Genomic DNA, 18,506 nt, shown 5'->3' on the forward strand with positions numbered 1-18,506 from the left:
GGTGAAGCATGTTACAAGATAAAGACCGCATCTTTACCAACATCTACGGCCTCAAGGACAAGTCCCTGAAGGGCGCGATGAGCCGCGGCCACTGGGACGGCACCAAGCAGATCCTCGAAAAGGGCCGCGACTGGATCATCAACGAGATGAAGGCGTCAGGCCTTCGCGGCCGCGGCGGCGCCGGCTTCCCCACCGGCCTCAAATGGTCCTTCATGCCGAAGGAAAGCGACGGCCGCCCGCATTATCTCGTCGTCAATGCCGACGAATCGGAGCCCGGCACCTGCAAGGACCGCGACATCATGCGCCACGATCCGCATACGCTGATCGAAGGCTGCGTTATCGCGAGCTTCGCCATGGGCGCCAATGCCGCCTATATCTATGTGCGCGGCGAATATATCCGCGAGCGCGAAGCGCTGCAGGCAGCGATCGACGAATGTTATGATTACGGCCTGCTCGGCAAGAACAACAAGCTCGGCTGGGACATGGACATCTTCGTCCATCACGGCGCCGGCGCCTATATTTGCGGCGAAGAAACCGCGCTGCTCGAGAGCCTCGAAGGCAAGAAGGGTCAGCCGCGCCTGAAGCCGCCGTTCCCGGCCAATATGGGTCTCTACGGCTGCCCGACGACGGTTAATAACGTCGAATCGATCGCGGTCGCGCCGACCATCCTGCGCCGCGGCGCCGGCTGGTTCTCGGCCATCGGCCGGCCGAACAATGTCGGCACCAAGCTGTTCATGCTCTCCGGCCACGTCAACAAGCCGTGCACGGTCGAAGAAGAAATGGGCATCACCTTCCGCGAACTGGTCGACCGCCATGCCGGCGGCATCCGCGGCGGCTGGGACAACCTGCTCGCCGTCATTCCGGGCGGCGCATCCTGCCCGATCGTTCCGGCCAAGGACATCATCGACTGCCCGATGGATTTCGACGGCCTGCGCGGCGTCGGTTCCTCCTTCGGCACCGCGGCTGCGATCGTCATGGACAAGTCCACCGACGTCATCAAGGCGATCGCCCGCATCTCCGCCTTCTTCAAGCATGAGAGCTGCGGCCAGTGCACGCCCTGCCGCGAAGGCACCGGCTGGATGTGGCGGGTGATGGAGCGCATGGCCAAGGGCAATGCCCAGAAGCGCGAAATCGACATGCTGTTCCAGGTGACCAAGCAGATCGAAGGCCACACCATCTGCGCGCTCGGCGACGCCGCCGCGTGGCCGGTGCAGGGTCTGATCCGTAACTTCCGTCCCGAGATCGAAAAGCGCATCGACCAGTATACGGCAAGCGCGCTCGATCACGGCGCGGTTCTGGAGGCGGCTGAATAATCATGGCGGACAAGGCATCGAAGAGTGGACAGAAGGAAGACGCCGCCGATTTCGCGGCCGGCTTCGGCCGTCTTGCCGCCGAGATGCTGGAAAATGCACGGGCGATGCCGGTGCATCCGCTGATGGCGCATCCGGCCGCAGCCTTTGCCGCCGCAACGGCGATCGGCTTCGGTTTCTCGACGCAGATGGCGGGCGCCTTCTTCGGCGCCTTCCAGAGCGCGCTGGAAACGACCGGCAAGGTCGCTGCCGCCCTCGATGACACGCCGCCGGATGCGCTGACGCGCGACGTCGAGATCCGGCCGGAGAATATTCGTCCTGCCGTCAAGATTGTCGCCAAACCGGCGACCGCGAAAAAGCCGGCGGCGGAGGCCAAGCCTGACGTCGAGACGAAGGCAAGGCCGAAACTGACCGTTGTAACACTGGTCAGCGCACCAGTACCGGCAAGCCAGCCGAAGCCCGCCGTCAAAGCAAAACCGGCAGCGCGGGCTGCGAAGGCCGACGATCTGAAGCTGATCGCCGGCATCGGCCCGAAGCTGGAGCAGGTGCTGAACGCCAAGGGCATTCGCCGCTTCGCCGAGATTGCCGGCTGGAGCGCCGAGGACATTGCCCGGCTCGACGCCGAGCTTGGCTTCAACGGCCGCATCGGCCGCGACGACTGGACCGGTCAGGCGAAAGTTCTGGCCGGGCGGGCGCGCCGAAAGAAATGAACTGTCCGGCCGTGCAATCGGCCGGAAAATGGGCAGATCGGCGGACGGGCGGGGGCCTCACGCTGCAGAAGCCGGTGCGGGTTCCGGACCTGGAACACGCGATAGAGAATTTGGGCGGCATCAGATGTCGGCAGGATGAAAGATCCGGCTTGGCAATGAGACTGTTGCAAAAATAGGTTTGTTTGCCGTCATCAGGCAAACGGGAAACAGGACTGAGCGACGATGGCAAAACTGAAGATTGACGGCAACGAGATCGAAGTTCCGGATCATTTCACGCTGTTGCAGGCGTGCGAGGATGCCGGTGCCGAGGTTCCGCGCTTCTGCTTTCATGAGCGCCTGTCGGTTGCCGGCAATTGCCGCATGTGCCTTGTCGAGGTGAAGGGCGGCCCGCCGAAGCCGCAGGCTTCCTGCGCCATGAGCGTGCGCGATATCCGCGGCGGCCCGAACGGCGAACTGCCCGAAGTCTTCACCAACACGCCGATGGTCAAGAAGGCCCGCGAAGGCGTGATGGAATTCCTGCTGATCAACCATCCGCTCGATTGCCCGATCTGCGACCAGGGCGGCGAATGCGACCTGCAGGACCAGGCGATGGCCTTTGGCATCGACACCTCGCGCTACCAGGAAGACAAGCGCGCAGTCGAGGACAAGTATATCGGCCCGCTGGTCAAGACGGTGATGAACCGCTGCATCCACTGCACGCGCTGCGTCCGCTTCACCACCGAGGTCGCCGGCATTTCCGAACTCGGCCTGATCGGCCGCGGCGAGGATGCCGAGATCACCACCTATCTCGAACAGGCAATGACCTCCGAGCTGCAGGGCAATGTCGTTGACCTTTGCCCTGTGGGTGCGCTGACCTCCAAGCCCTTCGCCTTCACCGCGCGCCCGTGGGAATTGAACAAGACCGAATCGATCGACGTCATGGATGCCGTCGGTTCGGCGATCCGCGTCGATACCCGCGGTCGTGAAGTCATGCGCGTCCTGCCGCGCGTCAACGAGGCGATCAACGAGGAGTGGATCTCCGACAAGAGCCGCTTCATCTGGGACGGCTTGAAGACCCAGCGCCTCGACCGGCCTTACGTCCGCCGCGACGGCCGCCTGCAGCCCGCCACCTGGGCCGAGGCTTTCGGCGCCATCAAGGCCGCTGTCGGCGCCACTTCGGGCGACAAGATCGGCGCGATCGCAGGCGACCTTGCCTCCGTCGAGGAAATGTATGCGCTTTCCGAACTGGTGAAGTCGCTGGGTTCCGAGAACCTCGACTGTCGCCAGGATGGGGCGGCGCTCGATCCGTCGCTCGGCCGTGCAAGCTACCTCTTCAACCCGACCATCTCGGGCATCGATCAGGCCGACGCGCTGCTGATCATCGGCGCCAACCCGCGCTTCGAGGCGGCGATCCTCAATGCCCGCATCCGCAAGCGCTGGCGCCGCGGCAAGTTCCCGATCGGCGTGATCGGCGAGCCGGGCGAACTGCGCTACAGCTATGACTATCTCGGCGGCGGTCCCGACACGCTGAAGGATCTGGTCGACGGCACCCACGCCTTCGCCGACGTTCTGAAGAACGCCGCCAAGCCGATGATCATCATCGGCCAGGGCGCGCTGTCGCGCACCGACGGCGCCGGCGTTCTCGCCAGTGCCGCCAAGCTTGCCGGTTCTGTCGGCGCGGTCGTCGAAGGCTGGAACGGCTTTGCCGTTCTCCATACCGCCGCATCGCGCGTCGGCGGCCTCGACCTCGGCTTCGTGCCGGGTGCCAAGGGCGTCAACGCCGCCGAAATGCTGACGGCGATGGATGTGCTCTTCCTGCTCGGCGCCGACGAACTCGCTTTCACCGCCAAGAAGGCCAAGCTCACCGTCTATATCGGCTCGCATGGCGATAACGGCGCCCATCATGCCGACGTCATCCTGCCGGCCGCGGCCTATACCGAAAAGTCCGGCACCTGGGTCAACACCGAAGGCCGCGTCCAGATGGGCAATCGCGCAGGCTTTGCGCCGGGTGACGCCCGCGAAGACTGGGCGATCATCCGCGCCCTTTCAGACGTGCTCGGCAAGAAGCTTCCCTTCGATTCGCTCAGCGAGTTGCGCATCGCGCTCTATGCCGCTTTCCCGCATTTCGCCGCCATCGACGAGATCGCCGAAACCGATAGCGCCCAAATTGCCGCAGTTGCGAAAAAAGCCGGCAAGATGAACAAGTCAGGGTTTGCGTCGCCGGTGAAAGACTTCTATTTGACGAACCCGATAGCGCGGGCCTCGGCAGTGATGGCGGAGTGCTCGGCATTGGCCCGCAACAACTTCAAAGTCGCGGCAGAGTAAGGGCAGGGGACTATGGATTCTTTCTTTTCGACCTATGTCTTGCCGGCGATCATCATGATCGGTCAGTCGCTGCTGCTTCTGGTTTGCCTGCTCGTCTTCATCGCCTATGTGCTGCTCGCCGACCGCAAGATCTGGGCGGCCGTGCAGTTGCGCCGCGGCCCGAACGTCGTCGGCCCCTTCGGCCTGTTCCAGTCCTTCGCCGACCTTCTGAAGTTCGTCTTCAAGGAGCCGATCATTCCGGCCGGCGCCAACAAGGCGGTGTTCCTGCTGGCCCCGCTGGTGACGGTGCTTCTGGCGCTGTCCACCTGGGCGGTGGTGCCGCTCGCCGACGGATGGGTGATCGCCAACATCAATGTCGGCATCCTCTACATTTTCGCCATTTCCTCGCTCGAGGTTTACGGCATCATCATGGGCGGCTGGGCTTCGAACTCGAAGTATCCCTTCCTCGGCGCGCTGCGCTCGGCCGCGCAGATGGTGTCCTATGAAGTCTCGATCGGCTTCGTCATCGTCACCGTGCTTCTCTGCGTCGGCTCGCTGAACCTGACCGATATCGTCAATGCGCAGCATACCGGCCTCGGCACCATGCTCGGCCTGCCGGCGTCGTTCCTCGACTGGCACTGGCTGTCGCTCTTCCCGATGTTCATCATCTTCTTCATTTCGGCGCTGGCCGAAACGAACCGCCCGCCCTTCGACCTTCCGGAAGCCGAATCGGAACTGGTTGCCGGCTTCATGGTCGAATACGGCTCCTCGCCATACATGATGTTCATGCTCGGCGAATATGCGGCCGTCTGCCTGATGTGCTCGCTGACGACGATCCTCTTTTTGGGCGGCTGGCTGCCTCCGGTCGACATCTGGATCCTCAACTGGGTTCCCGGCATCATCTGGTTCATGCTGAAGGCCTGCTTCGTGTTCTTCATGTTCGCGATGGTCAAGGCTTTCGTCCCGCGCTACCGCTACGACCAGCTCATGCGCCTCGGCTGGAAGGTCTTCCTGCCGCTGTCGCTCGCCATGGTCATTATCGTTGCATTCGTGCTGAAGCTGATGGGATGGGCTTGATGACGCCCTCTCTCGTTTCCGGCAAAATTGGAGGTTGAAGATGGCAAGCTTGTCCGGCTCCATCAGCTCGCTGTTTCTCAAGGAATTCGTCGGCGCGTTCTTTCTGTCGATGCGCTATTTTTTCCGCCAGAAGGCGACGATCAACTACCCCTTCGAAAAGGGCCCGGTTTCCCCGCGTTTCCGCGGTGAGCATGCGCTGCGCCGTTATCCGAACGGTGAGGAACGCTGCATCGCCTGCAAACTTTGCGAGGCGATCTGTCCTGCCCAGGCCATCACCATCGAGGCCGGTCCGCGTCGCAACGACGGCACCCGCCGCACGGTGCGCTACGACATCGACATGGTGAAGTGCATCTATTGCGGCTTCTGCCAGGAAGCCTGCCCGGTCGACGCGATCGTCGAAGGCCCGAATTTCGAATTTGCGACGGAAACCCGCGAAGAGCTCTATTTCGACAAGGCGCGCCTTCTCGATAACGGCGACCGGTGGGAGCGCGAAATCGCCCGCAACATCGCGATCGATTCGCCGTACCGCTGATTGGGTTTTGAAATGCCGCGATGGAGCTCTGCTGTTCCTGTCGCGGTCAATATGCACAGGAGCTTTGCCGGTCAGCCGCGCAAGCTCTATCGGGCAGAAAAACTCCCGGCTGCCCGGGGGAAGATGAAAAAGGCACCAACATGGGTCTGCAGGCTCTATTTTTCTATCTTTTCGCCTTTGTCGCGGTGGCGTCGGCGTTCATGGTCATCTGGGCGAAGAACCCGGTTCACTCGGTTCTGTTCCTGATCCTGGTGTTCTTCAACGCGGCCGGCCTCTTCCTGCTGCTCGGTGCCGAATTCCTGGCGATGATCCTGCTGGTGGTCTATGTCGGCGCCGTTGCCGTGCTCTTCCTCTTCGTGGTGATGATGCTCGATATCGACTTCACCGAGCTCAGGGCAGGGGTTCTCGAATATGCGCCGATCGGCGGGCTGATCGGGATCATTCTCGCAGCCGAGCTGATCGTCGTCATCGGCGGCAGCGTCATCTCGCCCGAGATCGCCAAATCCGTCGCCATGCCGATCCCGGCGCTCAGCGAGCGCACCAACACCGCCGCTCTCGGCGAGGTGCTCTACACCAACTACGTCTATTTCTTCGAGATCGCCGGTCTGATCCTGCTGGTCGCGATGATCGGCGCCATCGTCCTGACGCTGAGGCACCGCACCAACATCAAGCGCCAGAATATCCCGCGGCAGGTTGCCCGCACGCCCGCCACCGCCGTCGAGGTGGTGTCGGTCAAGCCCGGGCAGGGCGTCTAAGGCAGGTCAAGGAACAAAGAACATGGTCATCGGACTTTCCCACTACCTGACGGTCAGCGCCATCCTCTTCACGCTCGGCGTCTTCGGCATCTTCCTGAACCGGAAGAACGTCATCGTCATCCTGATGTCGGTCGAGCTGATCCTCCTTTCCGTCAACATCAACATGGTCGCCTTCTCCTCCTTCCTGAACGACATCGTCGGACAGGTCTTCGCGCTGTTCATCCTGACGGTGGCGGCTGCCGAAGCGGCGATCGGTCTTGCAATTCTCGTTGTCTTCTACCGCAACCGCGGCTCGATCGCGGTCGAAGACGTCAATATGATGAAGGGCTGAGTGGCTCATGTTCCTCTATAAGGCTATCGTCTTTCTTCCCTTGATCGGTGCGATCGTTGCCGGCCTGTTCGGCCGCGCCATCGGTGCCAAGGCTTCGGAATATGTCACCAGCGGCCTGATGATCATCGCCGCCATCCTCTCCTGGTACGTCTTCTTCACCGTCGGCATGGGCCACGGCGAAGGCGGCCCGATCAAGGTCGAGGTATTGCGCTGGATCCAGTCCGGCGGCATCGACGTGTCCTGGTCGCTGCGCGTGGATACGCTCACCTCCGTCATGCTGATCGTCGTCAACACGGTCTCGACGCTGGTTCACATCTATTCGGTCGGTTACATGCATACCGATCCGCACCGTCCGCGCTTCTTCGCCTATCTCTCGCTCTTCACCTTCGCCATGCTGATGCTGGTGACGGCCGACAATCTGGCGCAGATGTTCTTCGGCTGGGAAGGCGTCGGTCTCGCCTCCTATCTGTTGATCGGCTTCTGGTTCAAGAAGCCCTCGGCAACGGCTGCGGCGATGAAGGCCTTCATCGTCAACCGCGTCGGCGACTTCGGCTTCGTGCTCGGTATTGCCGGTGTCTTTGTGCTGTTCGGCTCGATCAATTTCGACACGATCTTCGCCAATGCCTCGAACTTCGCCCCGCATGAAGGCGGCGGCGAGGCTGGTGAAGTGATCCTCAACCTCTTCGGCATGCAGCTCGACAAGGCGCATGCGCTGACCGGCATCTGCCTGCTGCTCTTCATGGGCGCCATGGGCAAGTCGGCGCAGTTCCTGCTGCACACCTGGCTGCCTGATGCCATGGAAGGCCCGACCCCGGTTTCGGCCCTCATCCATGCCGCCACCATGGTCACCGCCGGCGTCTTCCTTGTCGCCCGCATGTCGCCGCTCTTCGAACTGTCCCACGATGCGCTGACCGTCGTTACCGTGATCGGTGCGATCACCGCCTTCTTCGCGGCCACCGTCGGCCTCGTGCAGAACGACATCAAGCGCGTCATCGCCTATTCCACCTGCTCGCAGCTCGGCTACATGTTCGTGGCGCTCGGGGTAGGGGCTTATGGCGCGGCGATCTTCCACCTGTTCACGCATGCCTTCTTCAAGGCGCTGCTCTTCCTCTGCGCCGGCTCGGTCATCCATGCCGTCGATGGCGAGCAGGACATGCGCTACATGGGTGGCCTGCGGCCGCACATCAAGGTGACGTTCTGGATGATGATCATCGGCACGCTGGCGATCACCGGCGTCGGCATTCCCTTCACGCCGATCGGCTTTGCCGGCTTCTTCTCCAAGGACGTGATCATCGAGGCGACCTATGCTTCGCATTCGCCGGTCGCAGGCTTTGCCTTCTCGCTGCTGGTCATCGCGGCGCTGTTTACCAGCTTCTATTCCTGGCGTCTGATCTTCATGACCTTCTTCGGCAAGCCGCGCGCTTCGCACGAGGTCATGCACCATGTCCACGAGTCGCCGCAGGTCATGCTGGTGCCGCTCTATCTCCTGGCGGTCGGCGCCGTGCTTGCCGGCGTGATCTTCGAAGGACGGTTCTACGGCGAGGAATATGCCGAGTTCTGGAAGGGCGCGCTCTTCACCGGCGCCGAGAACGAACTCGTCGAAGAGTTCCACCACGTGCCGGCGCTCGTGGGCCTGAGCCCCTTCATCGCCATGCTGCTCGGCTTCGTCACCGCCTGGTACATGTATATCCGTGCGCCGCAGACGCCGCGCACCCTCGCCAGGCAGCACCGCGTTCTCTACCAGTTCCTGCTGAACAAGTGGTATTTCGACGAGCTTTACGACTTCCTCTTCGTCCGCACCGCCAAGGCGCTCGGCCGCTTCCTGTGGAAGAAAGGTGATGTCGGCGTCATCGACACCTACGGCCCGAACGGCGTGGCCGCCCGCGTCGTCGCCGTCACCGACCGCGTCGTCCGCCTGCAGACCGGTTACCTCTATCACTATGCCTTCGCCATGCTGATCGGCATTGCGGCGCTTGTTACCTGGATGATGCTCGGGAGTTCCTTCTGATGACCGATTGGCCTATTCTTTCAACGGTCACCTTCCTGCCGCTCGTCGGCGTGGTGTTCCTGCTCCTGATGAACGGCGACAGCCAAGCCGGCCGCAAGAACGTGCTGGGAATCTCGCTGATCACCACCGTCTTCACCTTCGTCGTCTCGCTCTTCATCTGGATCGGCTTCGACAATGCCAATCCGGGCTTCCAGATGGTCGAAAAGCATGACTGGCTCGGCACCGGCATCGGCTATCATGTCGGCACGGACGGCATCTCCATGCTGTTCATCATTCTGTCGACCTTCCTCATGCCCTTCTGCGTGCTGGCGAGCTGGCTCTCGATCGAGAAGCGCCTGAAGGAATACATGATCGCTTTCCTCATCCTGGAAACGATGATGGTCGGCGTCTTCGTCTCGCTCGATATCGTGCTGTTCTACGTCTTCTTCGAGGCGGGCCTCATTCCGATGTTCCTGATCATCGGCGTCTGGGGCGGCAAGGACCGTGTCTATGCGAGCTACAAGTTCTTCCTCTATACGCTGCTCGGCTCGGTGCTGATGCTTCTCGCCATCATGGCGATGTACTGGCAGGCCGGCACGACCGATATCACCGCGCTGCTCGCCTATAAGTTCCCGCCGGCGCTGCAGACCTGGCTATGGCTTGCCTTCTTCGCCTCCTTTGCGGTGAAGATGCCGATGTGGCCGGTTCATACCTGGCTTCCCGATGCCCATGTTCAGGCACCGACGGCAGGCTCGGTGATTCTGGCCGGCGTGCTGCTGAAACTCGGCGGCTACGGTCTGATCCGCTTCTCGCTCGGCATGTTCCCGGTGGCATCCGATTATTTCGCGCCGTTCGTCTTCGCGCTGTCGGTCATCGCGATCATTTACACCTCGCTGGTGGCGATGATGCAGGACGATATCAAGAAACTGATCGCCTATTCCTCGGTGGCGCACATGGGCTATGTCACCATGGGCATTTTCGCCGCCAACATGCAGGGTGTTCAGGGCTCGATCTTCCAGATGCTGTCGCACGGCATCGTCTCCGGCGCGCTCTTCCTCTGCGTCGGCGTCGTCTACGATCGTACCCACACCCGCGAGATCAACGCCTATGGCGGCCTCGTCAACAACATGCCGAAATATGCCGTGGCGATGATGGTCTTCACCATGGCCAATGTCGGGCTTCCCGGCACATCGGGCTTCATCGGCGAATTCCTGACGCTGATGGGCGTCTTCCGGGTCAACACCTGGGTCGCGCTCTTTGCCGCCACCGGCGTCATCCTCTCGGCCGCCTATGCGCTCTGGCTTTACCGCCGGGTGATCTTCGGCGCGCTGGAGAAGGAAAAGCTGAAGGCGCTGCTCGACCTGTCTCCCCGGGAGCAGTTGATCCTCTACCCGCTGGTCGCACTGACCATCCTCTTCGGCGTTTACCCGGCTCCGGTCTTCGATGCGACGGCTGCCTCGGTGGATCTGCTGGTCAACAACTACACGGCCGCCGTGCACGCAGCGCAGAATGTTGCGCTGTCTATGAATTGATGACGGGACTTATCGGACATGACCGCTGAAACAATTCTCCTCAGTCTGCATCTTTCCGCGCCGGAGCTCATCCTCGCGGTCGGCGCCCTGGTGCTGCTGATGGTCGGCGTCTTCTCGGGCGAGCGCTCGGGCCTCGTCGTCACCGGCCTCGCCATCGTCCTGCTGCTGGCCGCCGGCCTGTGGCTGCTCTTCGTGCCCGCGGAAGGCCTTGCCTATGGCGGCGTCTACATGGCCGACGGCTTCTCCCGCTTCATGAAGCTGGTGGCGCTCATCGGTTCGCTGGTCGCCCTGTTCATGACGATCGGCCATGCCAGGGAAAATCAGCTCGACAAGTTCGAGTTCCCGGTTCTGCTGGTGCTTGCGACCCTCGGCATCCTGCTGATGATCTCGGCCAACGACCTGATCTCGCTCTATCTGGCGCTGGAACTGCAGTCGCTGGCGCTTTATGTCGTCGCCGCGATCAACCGCGACAGTCTGAAGTCGACCGAAGCCGGCCTGAAATATTTCGTCCTCGGCGCGCTTTCCTCCGGCATGCTGCTCTACGGCATGTCGCTGGTCTATGGCTTCACCGGCCACACCCACTTCTCCGAAATCGCCCAGGCGCTTTCGGTCGAGGGCGCACGGTCGCTCGGCCTGATTTTCGGCCTGGTCTTCATCCTCGCCGGCATCGCTTTCAAGATCTCCGCCGTTCCCTTCCATATGTGGACGCCGGATGTTTATGAAGGCGCGCCGACGCCGGTCACCGCCTTCCTGGCCGCAGCCCCCAAGGTTGCCGCCATGGCGATGATGACCCGCATCGTCATCACCGCCTTCCAGCCGGTTCTGGCCGACTGGCAGCAGGTCGTCGTCTTCATCTCGATCGCCTCGATGCTGCTCGGCGCCTTTGCCGCAATCGGCCAGAAGAACATCAAGCGGCTGATGGCCTATTCCTCGATCGGCCACATGGGTTATGCGCTGGTCGGCCTTGCCGCCGGCAATCAGACCGGTGTTTCCGGTGTCATGCTCTACATGGTCATCTATATGGTCATGACCCTCGGCACCTTTGCGATCATCATGTCGATGCGCCGCAAGGATGGCACCGTAGTCGAGGAGGTCAACGATCTCGCCGGCCTTTCCACGACCAACCCGTTCATGGCCGTGGTGCTGACGGCGCTGATGTTCTCGCTTGCCGGCATTCCGCCGCTCGCCGGCTTCTTCGCGAAGTATTTCGTCTTCGTCGCCGCCATCGAAGCCAAGCTTTATGCGCTTGCGATCATCGGCGTTCTCGCCTCGGTCGTCGGCGCCTATTATTACCTGCGCGTCATCAAGCTGATGTGGTTCGATGAGGCGACCGGCGAATTCGCCCGCGTCTCCGGTTCGTTGCGTCTGGTCTTCGGTCTCTCCGGTCTTTTCGTCACCGCCTATGTCCTCATCGGCGGCCCGATCGGCGGTGCGGCAGAGCTTGCCGCCGCGACGCTCTTTTGATGGCTTCCGACGGACGGCGCCGGATATCGCTCGGCGATTTCAGGCACGAGGCTCTGTCGGAAACATCATCCACCAACAGCGAATGCCTCGCCCGGGCGCGGGCGGGCGATGACGGCAATCTCTGGGTGACGGCCGAACGGCAGACCGGCGGCCGCGGCCGCCGCGGCAGGCTCTGGGTTTCCGAACGCGGCAATCTCTACGCCTCCCTTCTGCTGATCGACCCGGCGCCGATGGAACGCCTCAGCTCTCTGCCGCTGGCCGTCGCCGTTGCCGTGCACCAGGCGATCCGCCAGGTGCTGCCGCCAGGCGCCGAGCCGCTCGAGGTCAAATGGCCGAACGATATTCTCATCGGCCGCAAGAAGACCTGCGGCATCCTCGTCGAAGGCGAGCGACTGCCGGATGGCCGCTACGCGCTGATCGTCGGCATCGGCATCAATGTCTCGGTGATGCCGGACAACCCCCTCTATCCCGTCACTTGCCTGCGTCAGCACGCAAGCGCGGCGTCGCCGGAGGAGTTGTTCGCGCATCTCTTCGCTTCGATGGCGGATGTGCTCGATCAATGGGACCAGGGCCGCGGCATCGCCGAGATCACGGCCCGCTGGCGCGCGATCGCCTGCGGCATCGGTGAAAAGATCACGGTGAATTTGCCGGACCGATCGATTTCCGGACAATTCGCCGGAATTGATGATAATGGCTTGTTGATGCTCGATACCGGCACTGGCAGGATAATGCCCATTGCTGCCGGTGATGTGTTTTTTGGATAGCGGAAAAAACGAAAATTATGGCGAAACAGGACGAGTTGGTATTCCTGCCTCTGGGCGGCGTTGGCGAGATCGGCATGAATCTCGCTCTTTACGGCTACGGCCCGCCCGAGCATCGCCAATGGATCATGGTCGATTGCGGCGTCACCTTTCCCGGCCCCGACCTGCCGGGCGTCGACCTCGTGCTGCCCGATATCCGCTTCCTCGCCAGTGAGCGCAAGAACCTCAAGGCGATCATCATCACCCATGCGCATGAAGATCACTATGGCGCGCTCGCCGATCTCTGGCCGGGCCTGAACGTGCCGGTCTATGCGTCGGGCTTTACATCAGGCCTGCTCGAAGCCAAGCGCAATTTCGAGAAGGCGAGGATCGGCGAAGTGCCGGTGACGCCGTTCAAGGCAGGCGACACGATCAATGTCGGCCCCTTCAGCATCGAAGGTGTGGCCGTCAACCATTCGATCCCCGAGCCGATGTCGCTGATGATCCGCACGCCGGCAGGCAACGTCATCCACACCGGCGACTGGAAGATCGACCACGAGCCCTCGCTCGGGCCCCTGACTGATGAGACGCGGTTCCGCCAGCTTGGCGACGAGGGCGTGCTGGCGCTGATGTGCGATTCCACCAACGCGCTGCGCGATGGTGTTTCGCCCTCCGAAAAGGATGTCTCGGAAAGCCTGCGCAAGATCATCGAAGATGCCGAAGGCCGGGTTGCGATCACCACCTTCTCGTCGAATGTCGGGCGCATCCGCACCGTCGCCGAGGCTGCCGAGGCGGCCGGCCGCGAAGTGCTGCTGCTCGGCAGCTCGCTGAAGCGGGTCGTTGACGTCGCCCAGGATATCGGCTTGATGGAGGGCGTGAAGCCCTTCATCTCCGAGGAGGAATACGGCTACATCCCGCGCGACAAGGTCGTCGTCATTCTGACCGGCAGCCAGGGCGAGGCGCGGGCAGCGCTTGCCAAGCTCTCCCGCGACGAGATGCGCAATGTCGCCTTTGCGGCAGGCGATATCGTCGTCTTTTCCTCCCGCGCCATTCCCGGCAACGAGAAGGCGATCCAGGACATCAAGAACGGCCTTGTCGAGCAGGGCGTGCACATCATCACCGATACCGAGGCGCTGGTTCACGTCTCCGGCCATCCCCGCCGCAACGAGTTGCAGCGGATGTACGAGTGGACGCGGCCGAAGATCGTCGTGCCGGTGCATGGCGAGGCCACGCATCTGACGGCACACAAGGAACTTGCCGAGCAATCCGGCATCGCGATCGTGCCGCGCGTGCGCAACGGCGATATCCTGCGGCTGGCCCCGGGCCCGGTCGAGGTGATCGGCGAGGCGCCGCATGGCCGCATCTACAAGGACGGGTCGCTGATCGGCGATTTCGACGAGATGGGGATCGGCGAGCGCAAGAAGCTCTCCTATGTCGGCCATGTCGCCGTCAGCGTCGTGCTCGACGCCCGCTATGACATCGTCGGCGACCCCGATCTCGTGTCGATCGGCCTGCCGGTTTATGACGACGAGGGTGAGGAGATGGAGGATACGCTTTTCGAAGCGGCGATCAGCGCCATCGAAAGCATTCCGCGCGCCCGCCGCAAGGATATCGACATGGTGCAGGAAGCCGTGCGCCGCGCCATCCGCGCCGCCGCCAACCATGCCTGGGGCAAGAAGCCTGTCGTCACCGCCTTCGTCACCAAGGTCTGATCATGCTCGGCAGGGTAAACCATATCGCCATTGCCGTTCCCGATCTGGCAGCGGCGACGGCCGCCTATCGCGACACGCTGGGTGCGGCCGTATCGCAGCCGCAGGCTCTGCCGGAGCACGGCGTCACCGTGGTCTTCGTCGAATTGCCGAACACCAAGGTCGAATTGCTGCAGCCGCTGGGGGACGCTTCGCCGATCGCGGCCTTCCTCGAAAAGAACCCGTCCGGCGGCATGCACCACATCTGCTACGAGGTGGACGATATCATCCTCGCCCGTGACCGGCTTGTCGAAGCCGGGGCGAGGGTGCTTGGCGACGGCCGGCCGAAGACCGGCGCGCATGGCAAGCCGGTGCTGTTTCTGCACCCCAAGGATTTCTGCGGCACGCTGATCGAACTCGAACAGGCGTGAGGCCTGCGGCAGAATGCCCGCAAGGCGGCTACGGGTTTCATTCGCTTTGAGTTGGTCGCCATTCCGCCGTATAAGGGCGCCTAACTCAAAGTGAATGAACGTCTGTCGCCCGTTCTGTCGGCGCGGCACCACCGGGAACCAAAATGCTCCAGACATTTCTTCAGGGATTTGCCGTCTACTTCATCGTCTGGTGGATGACCCTGTTTGCCGTCCTGCCGATCGGCCTGCGCACCCAGGCCGAGGACAATGACGTCGTGCTCGGCACCGTTCCGAGCGCGCCGAGCCGCTTTCGCGCCGTCTTCACCTTTTCGCTGACGACACTGATTTCGGCTCTGGTCTACGGCACCTGGTATGTCTGCGACACCTATTTCGGCTGGGGCTTCGATGCTCTTCCACAACTCGGGCCGAGCTTCTATTAAAGATCAGCTTTTGCCCAAACTTTGGGCATATGTATATTATAAAAACGCGAACTCCGTCATGCCAGCGTCATGCTATTGCGGCAAAGAGCTGGCGTAAGGGAATGAGGATCATTCCCTTACGGAAGTTGGCCGGATTTCCAGGGTAGAGCGAAGTCTAAAAGCCAAAAAAAAACAAGGCTAAAAGCCTTGTTTTAAGTATCGCGTGATCTGTAACCGTTGCCGGGGCAGCGACGAGCGCGCCTAAGATCTGATCCTCCCAAGACTTGACCGCGAATTTGGCAAGAATTTATCTCTCTTGCCTGTTTTGTGAGCTAAAGCTAGCTCAAACATTGGGCTTTGTCATCAGCTTTTTTTGCATTTTTGCTACACTCTAGCAAAATTTTTCTGTTGACAAGATTTTCGTTCAAGTCCTTATAAACACGCGCTTTTTCACGCCCTTTCATTTTGCGGCTGCGAACATGCGCATGCGGGAGGTTGCCGACATCAGTTGCGGGTTTCCTTCCTGCCGCGAAGCGGCTATGAACGCTCCCGACATTAACCATTGTCTTTCGATTCCGCCTGCTGCGGGATCTCAACTGCTTCGGAATCCGCCATGCGTCTGTCCCGCTATTTCATGCCCATCCTCAAGGAAAACCCCAAGGAGGCGGAAATCGTCTCCCATCGGCTGATGCTGCGCGCCGGCATGATCCGCCAGCAGTCGCAGGGCATCTATTCCTGGCTGCCGCTCGGCAAACGCGTGCTCGATAAGGTCAACGCCATTATCCGCGACGAGCAGAACCGGGCCGGCGCCATCGAGTTGTCGATGCCGACGCTGCAATCGGCCGAACTCTGGCAGGAAAGCGGCCGCTACGACGCCTATGGCAAAGAGATGCTGCGCATCAAGGACCGGCAGGATCGGCCGATGCTCTATGGCCCCACCAATGAGGAGATGGTGACGGATATTTTCCGCTCCTCCGTCAAGTCCTACAAGGATCTGCCGCTCAATCTCTATCACATCCAGCTGAAGTTCCGCGACGAGATCCGTCCGCGCTTCGGCACCATGCGCTCGCGCGAATTCATGATGAAGGATGCCTATTCCTTCGATCTGACGCGCGAAGGGGCGGAGCATTCCTATAACAAGATGTTCGCCGCCTATCTCAGAACCTTCGATCGGCTCGGCCTGCGCGCTATCCCGATGCGCGCCGATACCGGCCCGATCGGCGGCAATCTCAGCCACGAATTCATCATCCTCGCCGATACCGGCGAATCCGAGGTCTTCTGCCACAAGGATTTCGTCGGCTTCGATATTCCCGACGACCGCACTGATTTCGACAGCGTCGAGGGCCTGAAGTCGATCTTCGACAAGTGGACCTCGCTCTATGCGGCAACTTCGGAAATGCATGACGAGGCGGCCTTCAACGCCGTTCCCGAAGGCGAGCGCCTGTCGGCGCGCGGCATCGAGGTCGGCCATATCTTCTATTTCGGCACGAAATATTCCGAGGCGATGGGCGCGAAAGTGCAGGGGCCCGACGGCAAGGAACACTTCGTTCACATGGGTTCTTACGGTATCGGTCCGACACGCCTTGTTCCCGCCATCATCGAAGCATCGCATGACGACAATGGAATCATCTGGCCGGCGTCGGTCGCGCCTTTCGATATCGTGGTGATCAACATGAAGGCGGGCGATCAGGCCTGCGACGATACCTGCGAGCTGATCTATGCGGCGCTCACCAAGGCCGGCAAGGATGTGCTCTACGACGATACCGACGACCGGGCCGGCACGAAATTCGCGACCGCCGACCTGATCGGCGTGCCCGTCCAGATCATCGCCGGCCCGCGCGCGGTCGCCAACGGCGAGGTCGAAGTGAAGGACCGCAGGACCGGCGCCCGCGAAACGATGACCATCGAAGCGGCGATCAACAGGTTCGTGGCTTAAGGAAACGGAGGCGAAATGGCAGAGACAGCAGTGGACCGGAGTTCAACATCCGGCTTGGGTCCGGCTGGCAAGCCATTTTCCACCTTCGAACGTCTTGTCGCCTGGCGCTATCTGCGCGCCCGGCGCAAGGAAGCCTTCATCTCGGTCATTGCCGGCTTCTCCTTCGTCGGCATCATGCTCGGCGTTGCGACGCTGATCATCGTCATGGCCGTCATGAACGGCTTCCGCACCGAGCTCGTCTCGCGCATCCTCGGCATCAACGGCCATATGATCGTTCAGCCGTCCGATGGCCCCTTCACCGATTATGCCGACCTTTCCAGCCGGCTCGCTGCCGTACCGGGGGTGAAGATGGCGCTGCCTTTGGTGGAAGGCCAGGTGCTCGCCTCCGCCCAGGCCGGCGGTAGCACCGGCGCTCTGGTGCGCGGCACCCGCGCCGAGGACCTGACCAAGCTCAAGACGATCTCCGGAAACATTAAATCCGGCGATATGGTGGGTTTTGCCTCCGGGCAGGGCGTGCTGATCGGTACCGGCATGGCCAACCAGCTCGGCCTGAACGTCGGCGACCTTATCACGCTGACGTCGCCGGATGGCGACATTACGCCGATGGGCGTCAGTCCGCGCGTCAAGTCCTACAAGATCTCCGGCCTCTTCGAGATCGGCATGTCGGAATATGATTCCTCGATCATCTTCATGCCGCTCGAGGAATCGCAGCTCTTTTTCAATGCCGAGGGACTGGTGCAGTCGATCGAGCTTTTCGTCGATCACCCCGACGACATCGACGCTCTGAGACCGAAGGTGGAAGAGGCGGCTGGCCGCCAGATCAACCTCACCGACTGGCGCCAACGCAACCAGACCTTCTTCTCGGCGCTGCAGGTCGAGCGCAACGTCATGTTCATGATCCTGACGCTGATCGTGCTTGTCGCGGCGCTGAACATCATCTCCGGCCTGATAATGCTGGTGAAGGACAAGAGCAGCGATATCGCCATCCTGCGCACCATGGGCGCCAGTGCCGGCGCGATCATGCGCATCTTCTTCATGACCGGCGCTGCGATCGGCATCGTCGGCACCATGGCCGGCGTGCTGCTCGGTGTGCTCGTCTGCGTCAACATCGAATCCATCCGCCAGTTCTTCTCCTGGATTTCAGGCACGGTGATCTTCAATCCGCAGGTCTATTTCCTCAGTCAGTTGCCGGCCGAGATGCAGCTCAGCGAAACCATCTCGATCGTCGTCATGGCGCTGACGCTCTCCTTCATCGCGACGATCTTCCCGGCCTGGCGCGCCTCCAGGCTCGATCCGGTGCAGGCCCTGCGCTACGAATAAGGAATGCCGCCT

Annotated in this window: 16 protein-coding genes; all 16 read left to right on the forward strand. The window is 61.6% G+C overall.

From position 1 onward, the window contains the following. Positions 1–8: 8 nt before the first annotated feature. Positions 9–1,313 (forward strand): NADH-quinone oxidoreductase subunit NuoF, encoded by a 1,305-nt coding sequence (gene nuoF / locus ATY75_RS31925; protein ID WP_003547378.1) that lies wholly within the window; start codon positions 9–11, stop codon positions 1,311–1,313. A gap of 2 nt (positions 1,314–1,315) precedes the next feature. Then, positions 1,316–2,020 (forward strand): 5' DNA nuclease, encoded by a 705-nt coding sequence (locus ATY75_RS31930; protein WP_088940526.1) that lies wholly within the window; start codon positions 1,316–1,318, stop codon positions 2,018–2,020. A gap of 222 nt (positions 2,021–2,242) precedes the next feature. Beyond that, positions 2,243–4,324, forward strand: coding sequence for an NADH-quinone oxidoreductase subunit NuoG (nuoG, locus tag ATY75_RS31935; RefSeq protein WP_088940527.1), 2,082 nt, complete (start codon positions 2,243–2,245; stop codon positions 4,322–4,324). A gap of 12 nt (positions 4,325–4,336) precedes the next feature. Continuing rightward, positions 4,337–5,380 (forward strand): NADH-quinone oxidoreductase subunit NuoH, encoded by a 1,044-nt coding sequence (gene nuoH, locus ATY75_RS31940; protein WP_003587271.1) that lies wholly within the window; start codon positions 4,337–4,339, stop codon positions 5,378–5,380. 40 nt (positions 5,381–5,420) lie between these two features. After that, positions 5,421–5,912: an NADH-quinone oxidoreductase subunit NuoI gene (gene nuoI, locus ATY75_RS31945; RefSeq protein ID WP_003547385.1), complete on the forward strand. Its 492-nt coding sequence runs from the start codon at positions 5,421–5,423 to the stop codon at positions 5,910–5,912. A 140-nt stretch (positions 5,913–6,052) separates the two neighbouring features. Further along, positions 6,053–6,667, forward strand: coding sequence for an NADH-quinone oxidoreductase subunit J (locus ATY75_RS31950; RefSeq protein ID WP_088940528.1), 615 nt, complete (start codon positions 6,053–6,055; stop codon positions 6,665–6,667). Between the two features lie 22 nt (positions 6,668–6,689). Next, positions 6,690–6,998 carry an NADH-quinone oxidoreductase subunit NuoK gene (gene nuoK / locus ATY75_RS31955; RefSeq protein ID WP_049734055.1) on the forward strand — a complete coding sequence of 103 codons (309 nt, stop codon included), beginning with the start codon at positions 6,690–6,692 and terminating at the stop codon, positions 6,996–6,998. 7 nt (positions 6,999–7,005) lie between these two features. Then, positions 7,006–9,006, forward strand: a complete 2,001-nt coding sequence (gene nuoL / locus ATY75_RS31960; RefSeq protein ID WP_088940529.1) for an NADH-quinone oxidoreductase subunit L — start codon at positions 7,006–7,008, stop codon at positions 9,004–9,006. Then, a complete protein-coding gene (locus tag ATY75_RS31965) occupies positions 9,006–10,517 on the forward strand; it encodes an NADH-quinone oxidoreductase subunit M (protein WP_088940530.1) in 1,512 nt (503 codons plus the stop codon). The genes nuoL and ATY75_RS31965 overlap by 1 nt, the downstream gene beginning before the upstream one ends. Before the next feature lie 18 nt (positions 10,518–10,535). Continuing rightward, positions 10,536–11,981, forward strand: coding sequence for an NADH-quinone oxidoreductase subunit NuoN (gene nuoN / locus ATY75_RS31970; protein WP_088940531.1), 1,446 nt, complete (start codon positions 10,536–10,538; stop codon positions 11,979–11,981). Next, positions 11,981–12,745, forward strand: coding sequence for a biotin--[acetyl-CoA-carboxylase] ligase (locus ATY75_RS31975; RefSeq protein WP_088940532.1), 765 nt, complete (start codon positions 11,981–11,983; stop codon positions 12,743–12,745). Before nuoN ends, ATY75_RS31975 begins: the two co-directional genes overlap by 1 nt. Before the next feature lie 17 nt (positions 12,746–12,762). After that, positions 12,763–14,433, forward strand: coding sequence for a ribonuclease J (locus tag ATY75_RS31980; RefSeq protein ID WP_088940533.1), 1,671 nt, complete (start codon positions 12,763–12,765; stop codon positions 14,431–14,433). A 2-nt stretch (positions 14,434–14,435) separates the two neighbouring features. Continuing rightward, positions 14,436–14,840 carry a methylmalonyl-CoA epimerase gene (gene mce / locus ATY75_RS31985; RefSeq protein ID WP_064838074.1) on the forward strand — a complete coding sequence of 135 codons (405 nt, stop codon included), beginning with the start codon at positions 14,436–14,438 and terminating at the stop codon, positions 14,838–14,840. A 143-nt stretch (positions 14,841–14,983) separates the two neighbouring features. Continuing rightward, positions 14,984–15,259 carry a DUF1467 family protein gene (locus ATY75_RS31990; protein ID WP_064838075.1) on the forward strand — a complete coding sequence of 92 codons (276 nt, stop codon included), beginning with the start codon at positions 14,984–14,986 and terminating at the stop codon, positions 15,257–15,259. 592 nt (positions 15,260–15,851) lie between these two features. Beyond that, entirely contained in the window at positions 15,852–17,174 is a 1,323-nt protein-coding gene (gene proS / locus ATY75_RS31995; protein WP_088940534.1) for a proline--tRNA ligase, read from the forward strand. Positions 17,175–17,189: 15 nt separating this feature from the next. Beyond that, on the forward strand, positions 17,190–18,494 hold the full coding sequence (locus ATY75_RS32000) for a lipoprotein-releasing ABC transporter permease subunit (protein ID WP_088940535.1): 1,305 nt from the start codon (positions 17,190–17,192) through the stop codon (positions 18,492–18,494). Positions 18,495–18,506 lie beyond the last annotated feature (12 nt).

This window comes from Rhizobium sp. N122, assembly GCF_002211295.1.
Taxonomy (GTDB): domain Bacteria; phylum Pseudomonadota; class Alphaproteobacteria; order Rhizobiales; family Rhizobiaceae; genus Rhizobium.